The 23,105-nt window shown below is 61.8% G+C and carries 22 protein-coding genes; 7 read left to right on the top strand and 15 right to left on the bottom strand.

Translation table 11 applies throughout. The features are described 5' to 3' along the window. Nucleotides 1-77: 77 nt before the first annotated feature. Entirely contained in the window at nucleotides 78-632 is a 555-nt protein-coding gene (locus tag RHEC894_RS11630) for an alpha/beta hydrolase (RefSeq protein ID WP_085738949.1), read from the bottom strand. A gap of 176 nt (nucleotides 633-808) precedes the next feature. Here RHEC894_RS11630 and RHEC894_RS11625 point away from each other — a divergent pair, with 176 nt between their 5' ends. After that, complete coding sequence (locus tag RHEC894_RS11625; protein ID WP_085737378.1) at nucleotides 809-1,612, top strand: DUF2189 domain-containing protein; 804 nt, start codon at nucleotides 809-811, stop codon at nucleotides 1,610-1,612. Nucleotides 1,613-1,734: 122 nt separating this feature from the next. Beyond that, complete coding sequence (locus tag RHEC894_RS11620) at nucleotides 1,735-2,199, top strand: low affinity iron permease family protein (protein ID WP_010069380.1); 465 nt, start codon at nucleotides 1,735-1,737, stop codon at nucleotides 2,197-2,199. A gap of 694 nt (nucleotides 2,200-2,893) precedes the next feature. Here the strand turns inward: RHEC894_RS11620 and RHEC894_RS32980 are convergent. From RHEC894_RS32980 to RHEC894_RS11595, 6 genes are all read right to left on the bottom strand, one after another. Further along, nucleotides 2,894-3,070, bottom strand: coding sequence for a hypothetical protein (locus tag RHEC894_RS32980; RefSeq protein WP_010069379.1), 177 nt, complete (start codon nucleotides 3,068-3,070; stop codon nucleotides 2,894-2,896). 109 nt (nucleotides 3,071-3,179) lie between these two features. Next, entirely contained in the window at nucleotides 3,180-4,481 is a 1,302-nt protein-coding gene (gene purB, locus RHEC894_RS11615; protein WP_010069378.1) for an adenylosuccinate lyase, read from the bottom strand. A 152-nt stretch (nucleotides 4,482-4,633) separates the two neighbouring features. Next, a complete protein-coding gene (locus tag RHEC894_RS11610) occupies nucleotides 4,634-5,119 on the bottom strand; it encodes a hypothetical protein (protein WP_085737377.1) in 486 nt (161 codons plus the stop codon). Nucleotides 5,120-5,129: 10 nt separating this feature from the next. Further along, entirely contained in the window at nucleotides 5,130-5,855 is a 726-nt protein-coding gene (locus RHEC894_RS11605; protein WP_085737376.1) for a DUF2259 domain-containing protein, read from the bottom strand. Beyond that, the gene (gene rpe, locus RHEC894_RS11600) at nucleotides 5,852-6,529 is read right to left on the bottom strand and encodes a ribulose-phosphate 3-epimerase (protein ID WP_085737375.1); all 678 of its coding nucleotides are present in this window, start codon (nucleotides 6,527-6,529) and stop codon (nucleotides 5,852-5,854) included. The genes RHEC894_RS11605 and rpe overlap by 4 nt, the downstream gene beginning before the upstream one ends. Before the next feature lie 64 nt (nucleotides 6,530-6,593). After that, nucleotides 6,594-7,676: a branched-chain amino acid ABC transporter substrate-binding protein gene (locus RHEC894_RS11595; RefSeq protein WP_085737374.1), complete on the bottom strand. Its 1,083-nt coding sequence runs from the start codon at nucleotides 7,674-7,676 to the stop codon at nucleotides 6,594-6,596. Nucleotides 7,677-7,960: 284 nt separating this feature from the next. On the opposite strand from RHEC894_RS11595, the gene RHEC894_RS11590 reads away from it, so the two are divergent. Next, nucleotides 7,961-8,419, top strand: coding sequence for a flavin reductase (locus RHEC894_RS11590; RefSeq protein ID WP_085737373.1), 459 nt, complete (start codon nucleotides 7,961-7,963; stop codon nucleotides 8,417-8,419). 34 nt (nucleotides 8,420-8,453) lie between these two features. After that, a complete protein-coding gene (locus RHEC894_RS11585; protein ID WP_085737372.1) occupies nucleotides 8,454-8,771 on the top strand; it encodes a TfoX/Sxy family protein in 318 nt (105 codons plus the stop codon). Here the strand turns inward: RHEC894_RS11585 and RHEC894_RS11580 are convergent, their stop codons facing one another. The 5 genes from RHEC894_RS11580 to RHEC894_RS11560 all read right to left on the bottom strand — a co-directional run bounded on the left by RHEC894_RS11580 (nucleotide 8,772) and on the right by RHEC894_RS11560 (nucleotide 13,604). Next, nucleotides 8,772-9,197, bottom strand: a complete 426-nt coding sequence (locus RHEC894_RS11580; RefSeq protein ID WP_010066023.1) for an NUDIX domain-containing protein — start codon at nucleotides 9,195-9,197, stop codon at nucleotides 8,772-8,774. An 8-nt stretch (nucleotides 9,198-9,205) separates the two neighbouring features. Then, a complete protein-coding gene (locus tag RHEC894_RS11575; protein ID WP_085737371.1) occupies nucleotides 9,206-10,723 on the bottom strand; it encodes a DEAD/DEAH box helicase in 1,518 nt (505 codons plus the stop codon). Between the two features lie 157 nt (nucleotides 10,724-10,880). Then, nucleotides 10,881-12,200 carry a peptidoglycan DD-metalloendopeptidase family protein gene (locus RHEC894_RS11570; RefSeq protein WP_085737370.1) on the bottom strand — a complete coding sequence of 440 codons (1,320 nt, stop codon included), beginning with the start codon at nucleotides 12,198-12,200 and terminating at the stop codon, nucleotides 10,881-10,883. 106 nt (nucleotides 12,201-12,306) lie between these two features. Further along, nucleotides 12,307-13,134, bottom strand: a complete 828-nt coding sequence (locus tag RHEC894_RS11565) for a ferritin-like domain-containing protein (protein WP_085737369.1) — start codon at nucleotides 13,132-13,134, stop codon at nucleotides 12,307-12,309. Further along, nucleotides 13,131-13,604 (bottom strand): peroxiredoxin, encoded by a 474-nt coding sequence (locus RHEC894_RS11560; RefSeq protein ID WP_085737368.1) that lies wholly within the window; start codon nucleotides 13,602-13,604, stop codon nucleotides 13,131-13,133. Before RHEC894_RS11560 ends, RHEC894_RS11565 begins: the two co-directional genes overlap by 4 nt. A 125-nt stretch (nucleotides 13,605-13,729) precedes the next feature. On the opposite strand from RHEC894_RS11560, the gene RHEC894_RS11555 reads away from it, so the two are divergent. Continuing rightward, on the top strand, nucleotides 13,730-17,131 hold the full coding sequence (locus RHEC894_RS11555; protein ID WP_085737367.1) for an AsmA-like C-terminal domain-containing protein: 3,402 nt from the start codon (nucleotides 13,730-13,732) through the stop codon (nucleotides 17,129-17,131). Nucleotides 17,132-17,138: 7 nt separating this feature from the next. Here the strand turns inward: RHEC894_RS11555 and RHEC894_RS11550 are convergent, their stop codons facing one another. Further along, nucleotides 17,139-18,800 (bottom strand): alpha-amylase family protein, encoded by a 1,662-nt coding sequence (locus tag RHEC894_RS11550; protein WP_085737366.1) that lies wholly within the window; start codon nucleotides 18,798-18,800, stop codon nucleotides 17,139-17,141. A 198-nt stretch (nucleotides 18,801-18,998) separates the two neighbouring features. Between RHEC894_RS11550 and RHEC894_RS33360 the strand changes: the two genes are divergently transcribed. After that, entirely contained in the window at nucleotides 18,999-19,271 is a 273-nt protein-coding gene (locus tag RHEC894_RS33360; RefSeq protein ID WP_085738948.1) for a hypothetical protein, read from the top strand. An 82-nt stretch (nucleotides 19,272-19,353) separates the two neighbouring features. On the opposite strand, the gene tyrS is transcribed toward RHEC894_RS33360, so the two are convergent. Beyond that, the gene (gene tyrS / locus RHEC894_RS11540) at nucleotides 19,354-20,610 is read right to left on the bottom strand and encodes a tyrosine--tRNA ligase (protein WP_085737365.1); all 1,257 of its coding nucleotides are present in this window, start codon (nucleotides 20,608-20,610) and stop codon (nucleotides 19,354-19,356) included. Between the two features lie 129 nt (nucleotides 20,611-20,739). Here tyrS and RHEC894_RS11535 point away from each other — a divergent pair, with 129 nt between their 5' ends. Next, nucleotides 20,740-21,858, top strand: coding sequence for an anhydro-N-acetylmuramic acid kinase (locus RHEC894_RS11535; RefSeq protein WP_085737364.1), 1,119 nt, complete (start codon nucleotides 20,740-20,742; stop codon nucleotides 21,856-21,858). A 58-nt stretch (nucleotides 21,859-21,916) separates the two neighbouring features. Here the strand turns inward: RHEC894_RS11535 and RHEC894_RS11530 are convergent, their stop codons facing one another. Then, on the bottom strand, nucleotides 21,917-23,092 hold the full coding sequence (locus RHEC894_RS11530; RefSeq protein WP_085737363.1) for an acyltransferase: 1,176 nt from the start codon (nucleotides 23,090-23,092) through the stop codon (nucleotides 21,917-21,919). Nucleotides 23,093-23,105 lie beyond the last annotated feature (13 nt).

Raw genomic sequence — 23,105 nt, 5'->3', positions numbered from 1 at the left:
GTGCAGTTTGCTGTCATTCCATTAAGAAAGACTTAGAAAGCACTTGCTTAACTAGCGAGAAGGCGAGTTTTCCTCCATCAGCTGGAGAGTCTGCTGAGGAACTGGGCGAAGACCATCGTGCCCTCCGGCCAGGGGCCGTGACCGGAATCGGCATTGATATGACCGGATTCGCCGGCATCGACGAGGAAGGAGCCCCAGCTACTGGCAATATCGTCGGCATGTTCATAGCTGCCGAACGGATCGTTGCGGCTGGCCACCGTGATCGACGGGAAGGGCAGCGGATCGCGCGGGTAGGGGCCGAAGGTCATCAGGTGCTTCGGGCGGATGTCGGGATTGGCGACATCGGGCGGGGCAACGAGGAAGGCGCCGGCCACCGGCTTGCGGAAAAGCGGGATGGCGTGGATGGCCGAGGCGACACCAAGCGAATGGGCGACGAGCACGACCGGGCGGGTCGAGGCGTTCACCTCCTCGGCGATCCGGGCGATCCAGTCCTCGCGAACCGGCTTTGTCCATTCCGCCTGCTCGACGCGCCGCGCCGTGCTGAGCTTCGCCTCCCAGCGGCTCTGCCAGTGGCTCGGGCCGGAATTGGTGTAGCCGGGGATGATGAGGATATCTGCGTCTGAGGCTTTCATAGTGTCGCCGATGTGAGAAAGCTTGTCCAAGATGTCAAGAGGCGATGTGAAGGGAAAGAGCGACACGGGCGCTGAGCTTTGCTATATTGCTCCAGTGCCGGTTGCGGATTTCGTGTCGGCTTGCCCGCCGATGCGCGCCCGCCGCCGACCAGGTCTCGGCTGAGGAGGAGAAAGCCATGGCGGCATTTCATGTCATGACGGGTGCAGGCGAAAGCTTCGCGCGGCCCGTGGTCAATCGCATCGGTATCGCCGACGTCTTCGACGCGCTGAAGCGCGGGTTCGACGATTTCATGGAGAAACCGTCCCACTACGTGTTCCTATGCCTGATGTACCCGATCGCCGGCGTCTTCCTGACGCTGTGGACTTCGGGGGCCAATCTTTTGCCGATGGTCTTCCCGCTGATGGCGGGCTTCGTGCTGCTCGGCCCAATCGCGGCGATCGGCCTCTACGAGATCAGCCGCCGGCGCGAGGCCGGTCTCGACACCTCATGGACGCATGCACTCGACGTGCGCCACTCGCCGGCGCTGCCGTCGATCGTCGCGGTCGGGCTGATGCTTTGTGCCATTTTCGTCGTCTGGCTGGTGACGGCGCAGACGCTCTACAGCAATCTGCTCGGCGAAGTGTTTCCGCGCAGCATGGCGGATTTCTTCCGCCAGGTCTTCGGCACGCCCGAGGGCATGCAGCTGATCATCTGGGGCAATCTGATCGGCTTCGTCTTCGCGCTCGTCGTGCTTTCGATATCCGTGATCACCTTTCCGCTGCTACTCGACCGCGATGTCGGCGCAGTGGCCGCCGTCATCGCCTCGATCCGGGCGACGGTCGCCAATCCGGTGCCGGTGCTGCTCTGGGGCCTGATCGTCGCAGCGCTGCTCGTCATCGGCACGATCCCGGTCTTTGCCGGGCTTGCGCTCGTCATCCCGATCCTCGGCCACGCGACCTGGCATCTCTATCGCAAGCTGATTGCGCGGGAAGCAGCGTAATCAGAGGTTTCCGGGGATCGCGAACTCTCGCGATCCCCGAAACGCCTTCGCCATTCCCGGAACCTCAAGACCTCTCGCCGCGTTATGTGTGACCGGCTTGTGGGAGGATTTCGGAGGTGACGATGAAGCATCTGTTTGCCCGCTTCGCGAGCAAGATATCGGAATGGGCAGGCAAACCCGTCATCTTCATCCTGGCGCTCATCGCCGTCATCATCTGGGCGGCACTTGGCCCCGTCTTCGACTATTCGGAAACCTGGCAGTTGGTCATCAACACGGGCACGACGATCATCACTTTCCTGATGGTCTTCGTGCTGCAGAACGCCCAGACGCGCGACACCAGGGCGATCCAGGCCAAACTCAACGAAATCATCCTGACGAGCCATGCCGAAAACCGCTTCATCGGCATCGAAAATCTAGACGAGGAGGAGTTGAAGCGTTTGGACGAACTGGTCGCCAAGGCTGCCAAGGGCAGGGGCGAGACGGAGGCTTGCAGGACAATGGAGACAGAGGCAGTGCAGGCGGTGCCGTCGAAAAAGGCGGAGGCGCGGAAGCGACGAGTTTCAGCCAAGCCGGCGAAGCAGAGATAGGCCGATCATTGTCGGGAGTCCTTACCTATCCTGCTGGACGCGCTGCGCGTTGCCGATCGGAATGACGCTTTGCAGCTCCTTTGCCGGCTGGCCTTTGAGTTGCTGCGCATCCGGTTCCGGAATGGCGTCGAATACAAAGATGGCGATGCTCCGCTGACTTCGCCTGCCCCTTCAGTTCCACTACCCATTTTTTTAAGATCCCACCATCTGTCGAATTTTGCGCTTGAGAGAACCAGGTTGTGTTCCAAACGCGGCTCGTCCCGTTAAGTACCCAAAAACTTCATCCGCCAACAAGGAAAACGAAGCATAAAACAGAATAATTGCTGGTGAAAATATCAGTATAACGCACAACTTCGGGAGCACTCCAATTGCGAACTCCGAAGACAGGGCTGTTACAACAACCGTCAACGGAATCCACGCGAGTACAGAAATCAAAAGGCCGCAAACTATCGCGTACAGACCGTATTTTTTCTCTGTTTCCATTAATATTTTTAATGAAATTAAGAAATACCATCGCATTGTTAAGTCCCTGATTGTGGATCATGCCCGGAGAGCACGATCCCCTTCACGCACTGACCGAATCGTTAAGATCGAGCGATCTTCGACATTGACCACGGGCATTAACGTTCTCTGTAGCCTCTATGCGCGGCCACCGAAGGCGGCGGGGTCGAAGACCTGGACGGTGACGGCAGCGTTAGTGACCTTCGGGCTGTCCGTCCCGGCCGAGGATGGCAAGCCTTGCGGGAAGGATTCGATGCCATGCCTGCGCTCGGGAGGGGCTGGAGCTTATGACGCTGACCATATAGCTGCGGTCGGTTGCAAGTGTCATATAGGCGACGAGACGGCCGATATGGTGGCCGTTTCCGATCACGATCGTCGCCGTGCTGATTGTCTTGGCGCGATTTCACGCGCCCTTCTGAAGCAAACATCGATCCTGCTCTGCTTCTATTCCTAAATGCCGATCGCGACTCCGCTCACGCCTAGCCAAACACCCGCCGGAAAATCGTATCGACATGTTTGGTGTGATACCCAAGATCGAACTTCTCCCGAATATCCTCCTCGGAAAGCGCAGCGCGCACCTCAGCATCCGCCAGCAGTTCTTCCAAGAAATCCTTGCCCTGTTCCCAGACCTTCATGGCGTTGCGCTGCACCAGGCGGTAGGCGTCTTCGCGGGAGGTGCCTGCCTGGGTCAGTGCCAGGAGGACGCGCTGGGAGTGGACGAGGCCGCGGAATTTGTTGAGGTTCTTCTCCATGTTCTCAGGATAGACCAGCAGCTTTTCGATGACGCCGGCCAAGCGCGAGAGGGCGAAGTCGAGGGTGACGGTGGCGTCGGGGCCGATCATGCGTTCGACCGAGGAGTGGGAGATATCGCGCTCGTGCCAGAGGGCGACGTTTTCCATGGCCGGCAGGGCGTAGGAGCGGACCATGCGGGCAAGGCCGGTGAGGTTCTCGGTCAGCACCGGGTTGCGCTTGTGGGGCATGGCCGAGGAGCCCTTCTGGCCGGGCGAGAAGTATTCTTCGGCCTCCAGCACCTCGGTGCGCTGCAGGTGGCGGATTTCGGTCGCGAGGCGCTCGATCGACGAGGCGACGACGCCGAGGGTGGCGAAGTACATGGCGTGGCGGTCGCGCGGGATGACCTGGGTCGAGACCGGCTCGGCCTTCAGGCCAAGCGCCTCGGCCACATGTTCCTCGACGCGCGGGTCGATATTGGCGAAGGTGCCGACGGCGCCCGAGATGGCGCAGGTCGCGACTTCCTCGCGGGCGGCAACCAAGCGCTGGCGGCAGCGCTCGAATTCGGCATAGGCAAGCGCCAGCTTGACGCCGAAGGTGGTGGGCTCGGCATGAATGCCGTGCGAACGGCCGATGGTGACGGTGTCCTTATGTTCGAAGGCGCGGGTTTTGAGCGCTGCAAGCAGGCGGTCGATATCGGCAATCAGAATATCGGTGGCGCGCACCAGCTGGACGTTGAAGCAGGTGTCGAGCACATCAGACGAGGTCATGCCCTGGTGGACGAAGCGGGCATCCGGGCCGACGATCTCGGCGAGATGGGTCAGGAAGGCGATGACGTCATGCTTGGTGACGGCCTCGATCTCGTCGATGCGGGCGACGTCGAAGGTGGCGGCCCCACCCTTTTCCCAGATCGTCTTTGCTGCCGATTTCGGGATGACCCCGAGCTCGGCCAGCGCGTCGCAGGCATGCGCCTCGATCTCGAACCAGATGCGGAACTTGGTTTCAGGAGACCAGATGGCGACCATTTCGGGCCGGGAATAACGCGGGATCATGGGCGGCTGCCTTCATTTCGAGAGGTTTGTTCGTCGAAGATTTGTCTTTACGCAATTCCCGGCAAAATCGCTTCGCGCTTTGCCTGACAAAACCGCTGGGCACTTTTGCTGAAATTGCTTTAGCGCCCCTGTAGCAAAGACGGGCGGCAATCTCAACGCATGCGTTTGGCAAGATGATAACTGCTGACGACAAGGCAGACGAGGCCGAGCGGCAGGAAAAGGCGCAGGCCGATCACCAGGAACTGGTAGACGGCGCTGATACTGGTGAAGACGAACTGGAAGGCCCAGACGACGCTGCCGAAGGGGGCATGCCAGCGCGAATAGAAGATCCGGTATTCCATGGCGAAGAGAAAGGCGGTCATGGCGATCGTCGCCGCTGTCAACGTCACGAAAAAAGCGGCGAACCGCGCCTCCGCCGGCCTGTTATAGGCAAGGAAGCGGGCGACCGGCAGGGCGAAGGGCCACGAGAGCAGGCCGCCGAGAAAATAGAGGGCGGCGATTTCGCCAAGCCGGCTCGTCTGCAGGCCGTTGCGCAGGTAAAGGCCGAGCATGGCGGCGGCCAGCATCTGCGTGCCCCAAAGCAATGCGCCGGCAACCAGATCGGGATAGGGCGGCTTTGCCGCCCTTAGACGGTCCATCCTGAGGCGCTCAGGGATGAACCGGAACGGCGATCCAGCGGCCGTTCCTTGAGGCATCAAAGGCCAGCACGAGGGCGATGTGAACCGGGTTTGCGCCCTCCGGCTGATAGACCACGGCGCCGCCGATCCGATATTCGACCGAGCACGCGCGCTCGGCCGGGACCGTTTGCACTTGGCGCCCCGCCTGCCGGTTCGGAGCGCCTTCCTTCTCGATCATCTGCAGGCTGAAGCCGAGGACCCGCTTGGCGACCGCCGCGCAGTCCTTCGGCGCCGCTATCGGCAACTCGCCGAGCGAAAGCGTATAGGGCGCCTTCGGCGGACCGTCGGTCGCAAGCGTGGTGTAGCGGATCGTCTTTGCGGGAGAACCGAGTTCGGTCGGCGGATTGAAGGCGGCGATCAGGCCGGGATTGGTCAAGAGATCGTATTTGTCCATCTGGCTGCGCGCCGCCGTCAGGTTCTGCCGCCGCGCCTTGGAAAGATTGGCGTCCTTCTCGGTCAACTCTGTGCGGAACGGCGTACCCTCGAGATACTGGCCGTTTTCGGTATCGATGAAATAGGTTTCGGAATAGGGGACATTCCCGCCCTCCTCGATACCGAACTCCTGAAAGGCGAAGACCTTGCCATCGGCCGAAAAGCCGATCGGCTGGACGCTGGCGATATCGCCGGCAAGTGACATTGCCGGCAGGCCGGCAAAAGCGACGGCAAGCATGCCGCCAATGACAAGACGCTTCATCATTTTCGTGCCCCTTCGGCTGCCTGACGCAGATCGGCGACGGTCTTGCGATAATCCTCGACCGTATCGCCCTTGAAAATCGCCGAGCCGGCGACGAGGACGTTGCCGCCCGCGCGCGCGATCGCCGGGGCCGTTTCGACCGTGACGCCGCCGTCCACCTGAAGTTCGATCGGCCTGTCACCGATCAGTGATTTCGCGGCGGCGATCTTGGCGGCCATCGCCGGAATGAATTTCTGCCCGCCGAAGCCGGGATTGACCGACATGATCAGGATGAGATCGACATCGTCGAGCACGTTCTCGATGGCGGTGAGCGGGGTGGCCGGATTGATCGTGACCCCGACCTTCTTGCCGAGATTGCGAATGGTCTGCAGCGAGCGGTGCAGATGCGGCCCGGCTTCGGCATGCACGGTGATGCGGTCGCAGCCGGCCTTGGCGAAGGCTTCGAGATAGTCGTCGACCGGCGAGATCATCAGGTGGCAGTCGAAAGTGGCAGAGGTATAGGAGCGCAGCGACTTGATGACGTCAGGGCCGAAGGAGATGTTCGGCACGAAATGGCCGTCCATCACGTCGAGATGGATCCAGTCGGCGCCGGCGGCCGTCACGTCGCGCACCTCCTCGCCGAGCCTGGCGAAATCCGCCGCGAGGATCGAGGGGGCAATACGAATGGGCAGCGTCATCAGGTCTTACTCCGTATGGGCCGCCATTGGACCGCGGCGGCCGGATTCAAGGCTGGCGCGCCCTTTATTGCGTCGGCGCGCCGGGTGGGAAAAAGCCGTTTCCGCGCCATTCGAGCAGGCGGTAGGGATTTTGCGAAAGCTCATGCGTTCCGTTGAAGGTCACAGCGCCGACAGGTGTCTGGAATGTCGTGCCGAGAAGCGTCTCCTGCAAGGGCTTGCCCGCTTGAGCGGCGGCTTCCACCGCCTGGCCGGCAATGCGTGCCGCAGCCAGCGACGGCAGGACATAACCTTCCGGCTCGATGCCTTTGGCGCGCAGCGTCTCGGCCGCCGCTGCGCCCTCCTGAAGCAGGGCATATTCCGGCAGAGCGACGGCGCGTACGCCCGTATTCAGCGGCAGCGGCTGGTCGGCGGCGCGCATGGCGTCACCGCCGAGAATGGACAGCGGGATGTTTTCCGCCTTGGCGTCGCGGGCGATGACGGCGACATCGTTGCGGTCGCCGCCGATGAAGACCCGTGTGGCGCCAGCCCGTTTCAGGCGGCGGACAAGGGCGATCTGCTGCTCCTGTCCCGGCCGGTAGGTGTCGGTAAAGACCGGCTTCAGGCCGTTCTGCTCCAGCGCATTGCGCACCGCTTCCGTCAGTTCGCGGCCATGAATGGTGCCGTCCTCGATCAGCGCGATCGGATCGGCCGCCCAGTCCTTGAGGATCACTTCGATGATCTTTGCCGCCTCGGTGCCGTCGGCGGGCGCCAGGCGGAAAAGCGGCCAGCCGTTTTTCAGGGCATCTTCCATCAGGATGCGGGAGCGCACCGAGACGGTGATGGCGGGGATGCCGGCGTCCTTCAGCTTCGGCAGCGCGCCTTCCAGCGTCTCGCTGCAGAGAAAGCCGATTGCGATCTGCACGTTGGCATTGACGAGCGCATCGGCAACCGCCGCACCGCTATTGTCCTCACAGCTCTCGTTGACGGCGACGAGCGTATTTCCGGATTGCTGGATCTCGAAACCGGTCCCAGTGGCAATCTGGGTGCCGAGCAAAGCGAGCGGGCCGTTCTGAGGGGCAACGATGCCGATCGTCACGCCGGCCGCATGGGCTTGCGCCGCCGCTCCCAGCAGCACCAGAAAGGCTGCTATCCCTCGCAGGTTGATCATGAAAGGCGGAGATCCCTAGCCATCGTCCATGCCCTTTTATCCGCAAGGCCGCGATCGTCAAAGAAAAACAAGCGGAACGCGGCGCTTTTCACCGGTCCTATTGTAGAAAAGGTAACCGATGCTCGCCATATTGGCGCGATAGCAAGTCGAACGGCAGCGACGTGCGTCTTTTCGGATGTGCGGAAAAGGCTGTAGCACTTTCGATTGCTGCATAGTTTTCGTCGTTTAAACGATGCCGATTTAGGGAGCTATGCAGTAGACAGAAGAGCGCAAGGGAGAAGCAGGTGTTGAACAGGCAGCATATCGACCCTGGCCTTTATCGCGATGCCATGAGCCGTTATGCCGGCCATGTGCAGCTCGTGACGACGGCGATGGAAGGCATGCGCCGCGGTGTCACCATCACCGCCGCCTGCTCGGTCTCCGACAATCCCGCCTCTGTGCTGATCTGCCTCAACAACACCAATCCGAAGAACGAGATCTTTTTCCGCAGCGGCATCTTCGTACTCAACACGCTCGGGCGCACGGCGCTTGCCGATGATGCCCGTTTCGGCAGCGCCCGTTTCGAGACGCTGGTTACCGGCGCGCCGGTGCTCGCCGATGCGCTCGCCGCCTTCGATTGCCGGGTGACCGATATCAAGGAAATGCCGACGCACAATGTCATCTTCGGCGAGGTCGCAGCCGTCCGCTTCAGCGAGAAGCACCCGGCGCTCCTCTATATGAACCGGGATTATCACGCGCTGTGATTTGAGCGGCGACAGGATTTCAAGGGAATAGAGCATGGACAATGCCGGGATCGAGGAAATGTTTCAGGGGCTCGGCCCCGTCACGGTCAAGCGCATGTTCGGCGGCAAGGGCATCTATCATCTCGGGCGCATCATCGCGCTCGAAGTGCGGGACGAGATGCTGCTGAAGGCGGACGAGACGAGCGCCCCGGAATTTGCCGCCGCCGGCGCCACGCAGTGGAGCTATGAGGGCAAGAAGGGCAAGCCGGTGAAAATGCCCTACTGGTCGATCCCCGACGAGGCCTATGACGATCCCGATCTGATGGCGAAATGGGTGCGGCTTGCCTATGAAGCGTCGCTTCGCGCCGAATGATTATTCGTTTCGTTCAGCGGACGGCAAGGCTGCGATCGCCGCCCTGGTGAAGGCCGACAGCGGTTCCGGCAAATCCGTCAGGGGAAACCAGCCGAAATCCGAAAGCTTGTCCGGTTCGGTCAATTGCGGCTCGCCCTCGACATCGCGGGCGAGATAGAGAAGCGAAATCCAGTGCTGGCGGTCGGTATCGATGATCTGCTCGGTCATGCCGATGCGCTCGATACGGCCGATCTTGAGGCCGGTTTCTTCTTCGGCCTCTCGGCGCGCGGCTTGCTCGGCCGGCTCCATATGATCGACCTTGCCGCCGACGATATTCCAGTAGCCGGCTTCAGGCGCGCGCATGCGCTTGTAGAGAAGGATCCTGGCGTCGCGCAGAATGACCAGGCCGACGCCGAAGCCCGGAAAATCGAGACCGGGCCTGGCCATGGCAACGCTCAAATCTTGGCGCTGCCGGCGATCAGCATGAAGGCGGGGATATCGTCGCCGAAGCCGACCGGGGTCGGGCCGTCATCATGGTCGCGATGGCGGCGGCGGTCGCGGCTGTCGTCGTTTGCCGGATAAGGCCGGCTGTTGCGCGCATTGTTTTGCGGCTTCTGCTCTGCTTTGCGCTCGTGCTTCACGATGTCGGCCTTTACTGGTGCTGCCTGAATCACTTGGACGTCATTATCCTGTATGTCGTTATCAGATTTATGACCCGCAGCGCTGCGATTGCCGCGCCCGCGTCCGCGATCCCTGTCGCCTCGTTCACCCTTTGCGCCACGCTCGCGGCTGTTGCGCCGCGGGCGCTCGCTGTCGGCGCTTTCTTCTGCCGGCGGCAGGGAATTGACATCGCCGCTCAGCCATTCGATCTTTTCGCCAATCAGCTTTTCGATCGCATCGACGAATTTGGTGTCGCGCTTGGTGACGAGCGTGAAGGCGGCGCCAGAGCGGCCGGCACGGCCGGTGCGGCCAATGCGATGGACATAATCCTCGGAATGGATCGGCACGTCGAAATTGAAGACGTGGCTGACATCGGGAATGTCGAGGCCTCGGGCTGCGACGTCGGAGGCAACCAAGAGCTGAAGGTTGCCGTCACGGAAGCTCTGCAGCGTCGTCGTGCGGGAACGCTGATCCATGTCGCCATGCAGGGCGCCGACGGAGAAGCCGTGGCGTTCCAGCGACCGGAAGAGGTCGGCGACATCCTTCTTGCGGTTGCAGAAGACGATGGCGTTCTTGAGTTCGCCCTGGGCGCGGACGAGTTCACGCAGAACGGCGCGCTTCTCGTAATCCTTGCCGTGCGAGGCGACGAAGCGCTGGGTCACAGTCTTTGCGGCCGACGCGGGCTTTGCCACCTCGATGCGCTCGGGATTCTGCAGGAAGCGGTCGGCGAGCTTCTGGATCTCCGGCGGCATGGTTGCCGAGAAAAACAGCGTCTGGCGGGTGAACGGGATCATCTTGGCGATGCGCTCGATATCGGGAATGAAGCCCATGTCGAGCATGCGGTCGGCCTCGTCGATGACGAGGATCTCGACGCCGCTCATCAGCAGCTTGCCGCGCTCGAAATGGTCGAGCAGGCGGCCGGGTGTGCAGATCAGCACGTCGGCGCCGCGCTCGAGCTTGCGGTCCTGGTCCTCGAAGGAAACGCCGCCGATCAGAAGGGCAACGTTGAGGCGGTGGTTCTTGCCGTATTTTTCGAAATTCTCGGCGACCTGGGCGGCGAGTTCGCGCGTCGGCTCGAGAATCAGCGTGCGGGGCATGCGGGCGCGGGCGCGGCCCTTTTCCAGAAGCGACAGCATCGGCAGAACGAAGGATGCCGTCTTGCCGGTGCCCGTCTGCGCGATGCCGCAAATATCGCGGCGCTCGAGCGCAAAGGGAATGGCTCCCGCCTGAATAGGCGTGGGTATCGTGTAGCCCGCATCGGTAACAGCGGATAGCACTTTTTGGCTCAAGCCAAGGTCAGCGAATGTCGTCAAAGGGAAAACTGTTTCCGTTCCGGTTCGGCCGAGCTCTGAACGAGTCGGCGGGATTGCATGCCGCAATGCAGCGCGACATAACCCCGAATGGCCGGCAAGTCAAGAAATAGAGAGGCCGCACCCCGTGCAGAGTGATGCGATGGTTACCTGATGGCTGTTACTTGATATAGGTGGCGAGTTTAAGGCCGGCATTCATGAAATATACTGGATCGACGGCGTGGCCGTCCTGGCGCACTTCATAGTGCAGATGCGTCCCCGTCGAGCGGCCGGTGCTGCCTGCAAGGCCGATGACGTCATTGCGGTCGACCGTGTCGCCGACCTTGACCAGCACTTCCGACATATGCCCGTAGCGCGTCGAGATACCGTTGCCGTGATCGACTTCGACCATGTTGCCGTAGCCGCCGGTCCAGCCGGCCGCAATGACCTTACCGGGCGCCGTCGGGCGTATCCTCTCGCCTGGAGCAAAGCGGAAGTCGATGCCGGAATGGAGCGCCAGGCGGCCGAGGAAAGGGTCACGGCGATTGCCGAACGGGCTGGTCACTTCCTTGCCGATGGCGGGATTGCGGAAGGGCAGGGATTCGGCGGTGCTGCGCACCGCTTCGAGCCGCGTCAGCGCGCTGTCGAGCGCCACCAGCGAATTGTTGAAGTCGTCGTTGCTTTCCGGCTCGACATATGGGCCGCCGACGGCGTCGTCGTCCTTCTCAGCAGCGGTCTCTGCCGGCGTCGGGATTTTGAAGCGGGTCAGCACTGTCGCAATGGCGTTGGCGGCATTGCCGGCATCGCTCGTCAACTGCTCGACGCGGTTGCGCTGGTCCTGTTCGACACCCTTCAACGACAGCGTGACGTTGGAGAAGATGCGGTCGGCGCGATCGCCGACGGTTTCAGCGGACGGCACATAGGCAAGCGTCGAGTTGTCGGGCGTCGCATCGGCGGGCGCGCCGCTCGCCAGCTGTTTTTCGATTGCCTCGATGCCGCCACCACCAAGCGAGGCGCGCTTGTCCTTGATATCGGGAGCATAAGACTGAATGGGGGAAGACGGGGCAGGCGCAGCGCCGTCCTTTTCCGTCAGGCCGGAGCTTTCGGCCCGGTCGAGCAGATTGTCGAGCTTGCCGTGGCGCGAGGTCAGCGCCATTTGCTGCTCCATCAGCTTGTCGACCTTGTCTTCGACCACCTGCTGGTCGAGAAGCTGGCGGGAGGTGATGCGGTCGACCTGAGCACGCAGCGCGGCGATGCGGTCTTCATAGTCGTGCTGCATGCGGGCTTGCCGCGCCATGGTGGCGCCGATCAGATCGTCGCGCAGCACGAGATAGGAGGTGGCGAGGAGGTAGCCGATCGAAAAGACGCCGACGAAGCAGAAGGCCACCGCTGCCATCCACGGCCGCACCGTCATGTGGCGGACCTTGTCGCCGCTTGCCAGGATCAGGATGTGTTCCTGCGCTCGCCTGCCGAATACCCGGTGCTGATGTCCGCTGTTCACGCAGGCTCTCCCGATTGATGCGCTACGCCTCTTTCGGAAAATTAGACACTCTTATGGTTAACAAATGCTTTCTTTGTCGCTGTCCGTGTAGAAAATACCAGCGATTTCAAGCGTGGCTGATCGATGCGAGCGAGCGGTAGAAAGACGGGGTCAGCCCCGCCTCGGCGCGGGCGAGGTCATTGAAGGGCGGCTTCAGCGGCCCGCGGAAATTGGCGCGCACCAGCTCCTGGAAGGCTTTTGCCGGGTCGCGCTTCTCCCGCGCGCAAAGGAAGCGAAACCATTTGGCGCCGACGGCGACATGGCCTTTCTCGTCGTTGTAGATGACGTCGAGGACCGCAGCACTTTCGAGATCGCCGGTCTGGCGCATCTTTGCCTGCAGCGACGGCGTGACGTCGAGGCCGCGGGCTTCGAGAATCAGCGGCACGACGGCGAGCCTTGCGGTGAGGTCTTTGCGCGTCGAATGAGCGGCCTGCCACAGCCCGTCATGGGCGGGAAGATCGCCGTAATCGGCGCCGAGATCGTTGAGGCGGGTGCGCACCATGCGGAAATGTTTCGCCTCCTCGAAGGCAACCTGCATCCAGCCGTCGAAGAAGGAATTCGGCACCTGTTCCGTTGCGAAACGCGCGACGATATCGAGCGCCAGATCGACCGCATTGAGCTCGATGTGGGCGATGGCATGGAGCAGGGCGATCCGGCCTTTCAGCGTATGCAGCGAACGTTTCTCCACCCGGGTCGGCGGCGTCAGAACCGGCTTTTCAGGGCGGCCGGGCCTGTCCGGCAAAGCGGCATCGAGCGGCGAGCGCAACGACACCCGGCGTTCGAACCAGCGGGTGGCGCTTTCCTGCGCAAGCGCCGTCTTGCGGTCGAGATCGGCGGAGCGGATGGCATCGATGGCGCCGCCACGCAGCGACGTTATTGTCAGGTTGCCGGTCACGCCGCCAGATTCCGCACGGCCTCGAGCACGGTTTCGGCATGGCCCTGCACCTTCACCTTCTGCCAGATGGTGGCGATCGTGCCGTCCTGGCGGATCAGGAAGGTGGTACGCTCGACGCCCATGAAGTTGCGGCCGTACATGCTCTTTTCCTTCCAGACGCCATAGGCCTGCAGCGTGGTCTTTTCCTCGTCCGAGGCCAGCGCCATCGAAAGGCGGTGCTTCCTGATGAACTTGTCGTGGCAGGCGGCCGAATCGGGCGACATGCCGATGACGGCGGCACCAGCCGCCTCGAACTCGCTTGCCAATGCGGTGAAAGCCAGTGATTCTGCGGTGCAGCCTGTCGTGTCGTCCTTGGGGTAGAAGAACAGGACGAGCGGCCTGCCCTGGAATTCGGCCAGCGAGACGCGGCCGCCGCCATCGCGGGGAAGATTGAAATCAGGAGCCGTGGCGCCGATGCCGGGAACCGCCATTTGGGAAAACCTTTCTTTTGCCGGGTTTGTGGATGACACTGTCACTCCCCGAATTATATAGTGGATGGAAACCCGTCCAGCATTGCCGGGTTCAATTCTTCACTTAAGGGAGAGCCCGAAGGCGCATGTCAGCCATCCGCGGCGAAAAGGTCACGTTTCGCAAGAAGGATATCGTTGCGCTGGACCGCTTGCCGTCCGCCCAGGCCGAGGATCCGATCATCGTCCATTGCCCACCGCCGCGTTCGCCCATGCGGCGCACGGCGAAGCTGACCTTGGGATTTCTGGGACTGATTCTGCTTATCCTTGCTGCCATCGTCTTCACCGTCGAGAGCGGCATGTTCGACAAGCCGCTCTCGCAGCAGGCGCAGGCAGCGTTGAACGGCGTCGCCGGACCGCGCTATCGCGCCGAGGTCGGCTCCACCGTCATCCGCTTCACCTCGGACTTCCGGCTGGCGCTGGAAGCGCGCAACGTCAACATGATCGACCAGGAGAGCGGTCAGCACCTGTCGACGACGGGTTCGGTGCGCCTCGGGCTCGATCCGCTGCAGCTTTTCCGCGGCCGCATCGCCGTTTCGGACATCGAAGCGGAGGATATCGCCCTCGATACGGCGCTTCTTCCCTCGGGCAATCCCATCAAACTCGACGATCTGCGCATCGACGCCATGCCGGCGGCGATGGAAAGGATCTTTTCGCAGTTCGATATGTTCGACAGCATCGTGACGCGCGGCTCGACGAATTCGGTGCGCATCTCCGGCATAAACATCAAGCTTGCCGATACCGCCAATGGTCCGCTGTCGCTTGTCGTCGACAATCTCGTCTTTGCCCATGCCGGCCCATCCTCGCTGCAATTGAGCGGCGAAGTCGCGCTCAACGGTGAGGTGGCCGAACTCGATGTGCTCGCCGAGAAGGAAGACGGCCACGTGTCGAAGGTCGTGGCGACGCTGAAGCATGCCGATCTCACGCCCTTTGCGTTGAAACGCAACGATCAGGGCGTGATACGCCAGGGGCTCAACGCCTTTGCCGACCTGACGGTGTCGGCCACCAGGGCGCGCGATAGCGTGCAGCCGGCGCTGGCAGCGACGCTCGATATCGGTTCCGGCCTGATCTATGCGGATGGCGATGCGCAGGAGCTGTCCGGCGGGCAGATCAACCTCGTCTACGATTTCGACAAGCAGACGCTCGAAATTGCCCGGTCGAACGCCCGGTTCGGCGCGACCACCGTGCCGATCAACGGCGCGCTGATCGATCTCGACAAGCTCGATCCGCAGGCCGGAAAGGGCTTCGGCATCGACCTTCTGGTCAGTGGCGGCACGGCAGCCCCCGGCGGCTCCGGCGAGCAGCCGATCGCCTTCGACATCCAGGCGACCGGGCGCTACCTAGTTGCCGGGCGGGAATTCCTGTTTCCCAACATGACCGTCTCCAGCCCGCTCGGCGCGCTTTACGGAGCACTGCACGTCAGGCTCGGCGGCAAATCGCCGGAGATCAGTTTTGCCGGCCAGTCGGCACAGATGCAGACGACGGCGATCAAGCAGCTGTGGCCGTTCTGGATGGCGCCCAAGGTGCGCACCTGGGTGCACGGCAACCTCTTCGGCGGCACCGTCACCAATGCCTCCATCTCCGTCTTCATTCCCTTCGGCAGGCTGGACGAGGCGGCCGGCGGCAAGGGGTTGAAGCTCGACGCCAACCAGATCCGCATCGGCTTCGACATCGCGGGAGCGCGGATGAATGTCGCCGGCGACATTCCGCCGGTTCGCGACATGGCGGCCCATTTCGACCTGACCGGCCCCACTGCGACGATCGCGATCAAGAGCGGCACGTCGTTTTTCCCCTCCGGCCGGTCTGTCGGTCTCGGGCAGGGAACCTTCGCCATACCCGCAACCTACGATAAGCCGCTGATGGCCGATATCGATCTGGCGATCTCAGGGACAGCGGACGCCGTCGGCGAGCTTCTGACCTACCGGCCGATCCGCGTGCTGCAGCGCGCCGGCTTTACGCCCGAGGATTTCAAGGGGCGGATCGAGGCGAATGTGAAGGCGCATTTCGGCCTGCTCTCCTCGCAGAACCCGCCGCCGGCCGAATGGACGGCGGCCATGAAGCTCACAGATATCGATCTTGCCAAGCCGTTTTCCGGCCGCACGATCAGCAATCTCGACGGCACGCTGAACGGCAACCCGAAACAGATCACGCTGGACGCCAAGGCCCAGATCGACGGCGTCCCCGCCGATATCGATCTTGCCGAACCGGTCGAGGCATCCGACAGCGCAAAGCGGCAGCGGGTGATCACCGCGACGCTTTCCGAGGAGCAGCGCAACAAGCTGATACCCGGCCTTTCCGGTATCGTCGGCGGCAGCGTCAAGATGGTGCTGACGCGGATCGACGACGACCGCCAGGACGTGCAGCTCGACCTTACCCGGTCGCAACTCGACCTGCCGTGGATCGGCTGGTCGAAGGGCAGCGGCATTGCAGCGTCGGCCGAATTCGAAACATCCGGCCCGGCCGACAATACCCAGATCAAGAACTTCCGGCTGAAGGGCGACGGTTTCGGCGCTACAGGATCGCTGAACGTCGGCAAGGCCGGGCTGATCTCGGCCGATTTCGACAGTGTCAAACTCTCCTCGCTTGACGATTTCGCCCTGTCGGTGAAACGCAGCAAGGGGAATTTTGATGTCTCGGTCTCCGGCGACAGCGCCGATGCGCGGCCTGTGATCGCGCGGTTGAAATCGGGCTCGGGCGATGGCGATGATAATGGGGATGGTGGCGACACCGGCGTATCGGTGCGCGCCCGGCTGAAAAACGTTATCGGTTTCAACGATGAGAAGATCGGCAACTTCCAGGCGCAGGTGTCGCTGCGCGGCGACAAGCTGCAGACGCTGAACTTTTCCGCTGTTACCGACAGCGGCGAGGCGGTGGTCAGCCAGATGAAGGATGGCGGCGTCATCAACATCACCAGCGGCGATGCCGGCGCCGTCTCGCGTTTCGCTGACCTCTATCAGCATATGCAGGGCGGCCTGCTCAATCTGGCGATCCGGCTTTCTCCTCAGGGCGGCTGGGACGGTTCGCTCGACGTGCGCCGTTTTGCGATCGTCAACGAACAACGGCTGCGCTCGATCGTCTCGACGCCCGTCGGAAGCGAGCAGCGCAGCCTCAACGAAGCCGTCAAGCGCGACATCGATACCTCATCGCAGCGCTTCCAGCGCGGCTTTGCCCGCGTCGTGTCGCGCGATGGAATGGTCGGCATCGAGAACGGCGTGCTGCGCGGCGACCAGATCGGTGCGACTTTCCAGGGCGTGGTGCGCGACCGCAAGGGCAATATGGACATGACCGGCACTTTCATGCCGGCCTACGGCCTCAACCGGCTCTTTGCCGAACTGCCGCTGATCGGCGTCATCCTCGGCAATGGCAGCGACCGCGGCCTGATCGGCATTACCTTCAAACTCACCGGCAAGTTCGACCAGCCGAACCTGCAGATCAACCCGCTGTCGATCATCGCGCCGGGTGTCTTCCGGCAGATTTTTGAATTCCAGTAGGCAGAACCTAAATCTCCTTGCGCTTGAGGAGATAGTCGAGGCCGCCGACGCGGTACCAGCGATAGCCATAGGCATCGAGCACGACGGTGTGGCAGCCTTTCTCGTCGGCCTCGCTGCTAGCGCCATCGGCGATGTCGATCAGCTGTCGGCCGTCTTCGCCTCTGTCCGGATCGAAAGTCACTTCCGCCGGCTGCGCATGCAGATTGTGCAGGATCAACACGGAATTGCCGCGCCAGTCGTAACGAAGCGCCAGCACGCCGTCGTCACCGGTGTCGACCACGGAGTAATCGCCCCAGCCGATCTCCGGGGCTTCCTTGCGCATCCGGATCATCCGCTCGGTCCAGTTCAGCAGTGAATTGGGATCGCGCCGTTGCGCCGCGACATTGACGTGCTCAAAGCCATAGGGGCCGTCCGTGATGACGGGTGCGACAGGCTTTCTGCTTTTGGTGAAACCGCCTTCCGGTTCCGTCGACCACTGCATCGGCGTGCGGGCGCAATTGCGCTCCGGCAAGGCCAGATCGTCGCCCATGCCGATCTCGTCGCCGTAGCGGATCACCGGCGTTCCCGGCAGCGAGAACAGCAGGCTGTAGGCCATCTCGATCCTGCGCCGGTCGCCGCCGAGCATCGGCGCCAGGCGACGGCGAATGCCCCGGTCATAGAGCTGCATGTCCTTTTCGGGTCCGAAGGCGGCAAAGACCGCGTCGCGCTGCTTTTCCGACAGCCTGCCGAGATCCAGTTCATCATGGTTGCGCAGAAACAGGCCCCATTGGGCGGTCGCCGGGCGTGGTTTCGTCGTCTCCATCGCCGTCTTCAGCGGCCGCGTATCGGCGCTGGCAAGCGCATAAAACAGCGCCTGATTGACCTGGAAATTGAACATCATCTGCATGCGGTCGCCGTCGTCGCCGAAATATTCGAAATTGTCCTTCGGCAGGATATTGGCCTCGGCGAGAATGATGGAATCGCCCAGGCGCCATTGCAGGAATTCGCGAAATTTCCGCAGCATGTCGAACTGTTCGACCGGCTTGGCAACGTCGGCGCCTTTCGTCGCGATGATGAAGGGAGCGGCATCCATCCGGAAGCCGGAGACGCCGAGCTGGATCCAGAAGCCCATGATCTTGAGTATTTCGGCCTGTACCTGAGGGTTCGAGGTGTTGAGATCGGGCTGGTGATCGTAGAAGCGGTGAAAATAATAGGCCTTGGCCTTTTCGTCATGGGTCCAGGTGGTCTTCTGGACGCCGGGGAAGACCATTCCCTGATCGGCATTCGCAGGCTTCTTGTCGGCCCAGACGTACCAGTCGCGATAGCGTGACTGGGGGTCGCTCCTGGCATCCTGAAACCAGGGATGATCCTTGGATGTATGGTTGATCACCAGATCGATCAGCACCCGGATGCCGCGTTGCTTGGCGCCGTGGGTGAATTCGACGAAATCGCCGAGCGAACCGTAACGCGGGTCGACATTGTAATAGTCGGAAACGTCATAGCCGTCGTCGCGGCCGGGCGAGGTCTGGAAGGGCATCAGCCAGATCGCCGTGACGCCAAGGCCGGAGAGATAGTCGAGGCGTCGCATCAGCCCCTGAAAATCGCCCACGCCGTCACCATTCGCATCCATGAAGGTCTCGACGGAGAGGCAGTAGATGACGGCGTTCTTATACCAGAGGTCGTTGATCATACCGGCGCTCCAATCCAATTGGTCGCAAATCCTGGCGGGCGGAAAAGGTTCCGATAAAGCCGCGGTTGTCGTTCGGCTTGCTGGCTCGCTCCCGACCGAAAAAGACGAGGCGGACAACGATGCTTTGCCTATTTTAGGTATTTCTGATGTAATATGGATCCCGTCGGGCAAACCACCGGGACAATGTCAGAGGATGCCATGCAGTGCGCTCGGACAGTCACTTTCCTATCGGTCGCAGCGATCGCCGCCGCAGCTGGCGAGGCTTCGCATTCTGCAGATAAGAGCGACCGGCTGCGGCCACCGGAACTCGTCCGTTCCGCTCATGTGCTAACGGTGCCTCTCGATGCGACGGTGACAGCGCCGACTTTCTCGATCAGTTGGTGGTCACGCGCACCCGGCGTCAATCCACCACCCTATGTTTTTCGGGAGGCAGAACGAAGGGACCCGACATCTCGGCCCGGAGTTGAGTGAAGGTTGCACACCAATTCAGGAATTATGCAAGGAAAAGCCGGCGTGGACGCCGGCTCCAATACTCGTTCGGAATTGAATCCGTTTACGCCGCGCGGCGGATGAGGATGTGCTTCTTCTTGCCGAGCGAGAGCTTGATGACGCCGTCGGCGGTGATTTCGTTGCTGCCGATCAGGCGGCGTTCGTCGCTGACCGCCTCGTCGTTGATGCGGACCGCGCCGCCCTGGATGTGGCGGCGAGCCTCGCCGTTCGAGCCGGCAAGGCCGGCGCGGACCATCAGCGAGAGCAGGCCGATGCCGCCGTCGAGTTCGGTGGCTGGGATGTCGACCGAAGGCAGGTTTTCGGAGAGCCCGCCTTCCTCGAAGGTCTTGCGCGCCGTTTCGGCGGCCAGTTCGGCGGCCGGACGGCCATGCAGGATCGCGGTAACTTCGGTCGCGAGGATCTTCTTGACCTCGTTCAGCTCCGAACCGCCCAGTGCCGAAAGGCGAGCGATTTCATCCATCGGCAACGTGGTGAAGAGCTTGAGGAAGCGCGGCACGTCGGCATCCTCGGTGTTGCGCCAATATTGCCAGAAGTCATAGACCGGGAGCAGGTCGGCATTCAGCCAGACTGCGCCGGATGCCGACTTGCCCATCTTGGCGCCTGATGACGTCGTCAGCAGCGGCGAGGTCAGCGCGTAGAGCTGCCGTGTCCCCATGCGGTGACCGAGATCGATGCCGTTGACGATATTGCCCCACTGATCCGAACCGCCCATCTGCAGACGGCAGTCGTAGCGCTTGGCAAGCTCGACGAAGTCGTAGGCCTGGAGGATCATGTAGTTGAATTCCAGGAAGGACAGCGACTGTTCGCGGTCAAGCCGTGTCTTCACGCTGTCGAAGGACAGCATGCGGTTGACCGAGAAATGACGGCCGACATCGCGCAGGAATTCGAGGTAATTCAACGAGCGCAGCCATTCGGCATTGTTGATCATCAGCGCGGCGTTGCCTGATTTGTCGTAATCGAGATAGTTCGAGAAGCAGTTCTTGATCGAGGCGATATTCTGCTCGATCGTGTCGATCGTCATCAGTTGGCGGGCCTCCTCCTTGAAGGAGGGGTCGCCGACCATGCCGGTGCCGCCGCCCATCAGCGAAATCGGGCGGTGGCCCGTCGCCTGCAGCCAGTGCAGCATCATGATCTGGGTGAGATGACCGACATGGAGGCTCGATGCCGTCGGGTCGTAGCCGATATAGGCCGTCACGGTTTCCTTGGCGAACATATCGTCGAGGCCACGTTCATCGGAGACCTGATGAATGAAGCCGCGCTCTTTCAGCGTGCGGAGGAAATCGGACTTGAACTCGGACATGGGCGTTCGTCTCTTGGTGTCTGCGCACGACCCGGGGGCTCGCGCAAGTTCGTTGTTGTTGATCTGTCGCGGCGCGTTTAGCACTGTTTTTATAAAAGTGCATCCGGGAATCGCAGGGAGGCAAGCCGCATGGACGTCATCAGGACTGCGATCGGCCTGATGAGCGGCACGTCGATGGACGGAATCGACGTCGCGCTGATCAGGACCGACGGCCGCGGCTTCATCGAACGCGGGCCGTTCATGGGTGTGCCCTATGACGCCGATTTTCGTGGGCGGCTGAAACGGGCGCTGGAACTGGCGCGGCCGCTGACCGACAGGAGCGGCCGCCCCGCTGAACTTCGCGACATCGAGCTTGAGTTGACCCAACGGCATGCAATTGCCGTTACGGCATTCCTGGAGCGTTTCGGGCTTGCTGCCAATGCCGTCGATGTTCTCGGCTTCCATGGCCAGACAGTGCTGCATCGACCCGATGAGGGGCTGACGATCCAGATCGGCGACGGCCAAGAATTGGCGCGCCGAACCGGCATATCGGTCGTCTATGACATGCGCGCCAACGATATGGTTCACGGCGGCCAGGGCGCGCCGCTGGTGCCGGCCTATCACGCCGCACTTGCGGGAAAACTTCAGCAGGCCGAGCAGGCGGTCTGTTTCGTCAATATCGGCGGCATCTCCAATCTGACCTTCATCGGCACGGACGGGCGGATCTCGGCCTTCGACAGCGGGCCGGGCAATACGCTGATCGACCAGTGGGTGGAGATGCAGACCGGCAGAACCTATGACCCCGGCGGCGAGATCGCCGGACGCGGCAAGGTCGTGGCCGCCCTGGCGCAACGGTATCTGGAAAGCCCATTCTTCCGCGGCAATGTCCGCCGCTCACTCGATCGCGGCGATTTTGCGCCGCTTCATCAGGGCGAGGCGAGCCTCGAAGACGGCGCCCGGACGCTGGCTTATGTCGCCGCCGCCTCGATCGTCAAATGCGCCGGTTTTCTGCCGGAGAGCCCGTCGACCTATATCGTCTGCGGCGGCGGGCGGCTGAACGCCACGCTGATGGCGGAGTTTTCGGCCATGGCCGAAGCGCTGGGATCGAAGGTATTGACTGCCGAGCAGGCCGGCTTCGACGGCGACGCGATGGAGGCCGAGGCCTGGGCCTATCTCGCCGTCCGCTCGCTGGATGGGCTGCCATTGACATTTCCAGGCACGACGGGGGTCGGCGCTCCCGTCAGCGGCGGTGTGCTCGCAAGCGCATGAGCGCAACGAACATCTTGAAGACACCGCGGCTCACCGCCGATATACGGCCGGCAAAGCCCTAACTCTTTGCGGCCATCGGCCGGACATTGGATCCGCGCCCAGCCTGGCTGCCATCCTCGACACCTCTGACCTGGGCGATGAACGAGAACTTCTTGCGAAGGCCGAGGATCGGCTTCTCGATGAAATGCCAGGACAGCACCGCGACGGCGAGGGCCGATGGCAGGCCGACGGCATAGAGCGCCAGCGCCCCATATTTCGGGTAGAGAAAGACCGAGGGGAACGCGCTGATCCAGATCTGCAGGAAGGGATCGTGGTAGAGATAGACGCCGTAGGAATAATCGCCTTTTCTGAAGAAGGCCGGGATCGGAACCTCCGACAGGCCGATGAAGACTGTGATGTAAACCAGTGAGGTGATGACGATCGGCCGGTTGATCACCGACTCCACAGCGCGGCTGTCGAGCGTGAAGATGGCGGCGATGCAGACCAGGCAGGCGGCGGCGAACAGCCAGCGGGAATGCGGAATGACGGCTCTGAACTGAAAGGCGACGATGCCCATCATGAACGCCGTTATCAGCTGCGAGCCCCGGCTCATGAACAGGAAACGCGCGATCGGCTTGATTGTATCAGGGAACAGATAGGGCATCTTCTGCACGATGAGGCCGATGACGATATAGGCGATCGTCACGCCAAGCAGCTTATAGCGGGTCTTCACGATGGCGGTGATCATCAGCAAAGACATGATGATGTAGCAGAAGATCTCCCAGGGAACCGTCCACAGAGCGCCGTTGACACGCTGGCTGGGATTGTCCTGGAAAACACCCGGCAGCTCGTAATGGATCCAGCCGACGATATTCAGGAAGTATTTGAAAAATCGCGGATCGGTAAAATAGTCCGCGTGATAGACGATCGTGACGATCGGCCCGATGATCAGCGAACAAACGACGATATCGACGGCCAGTGCCGGCACGATGCGCAAGCCACGATTGATCAGGAAATTCCGCAGGCTCAGGCGCTGGGCGCTGCCGGCGATCAGAAATCCGCTCAATGCGAAAAACATCGGAACAAGAGCGTATTCAGTGAACCAGAATACCGAGCCTCTGATGAAGGCATCATTCCTTGTCAGCAGAAAGGAATGGGTCAATACGATAGAAAAGGCGAGCCCAATTCGAAGAAAGTCGAACCCCGGACCAATACCCCTATACTTATCCAGGACTTCCCCGAACGACTTGGTCATTGCGGACCTCGCT

Source organism: Rhizobium sp. CIAT894 (assembly GCF_000172795.2).
GTDB lineage: Bacteria > Pseudomonadota > Alphaproteobacteria > Rhizobiales > Rhizobiaceae > Rhizobium.
This window is presented reverse-complemented; position numbering and strand designations above follow the sequence as displayed.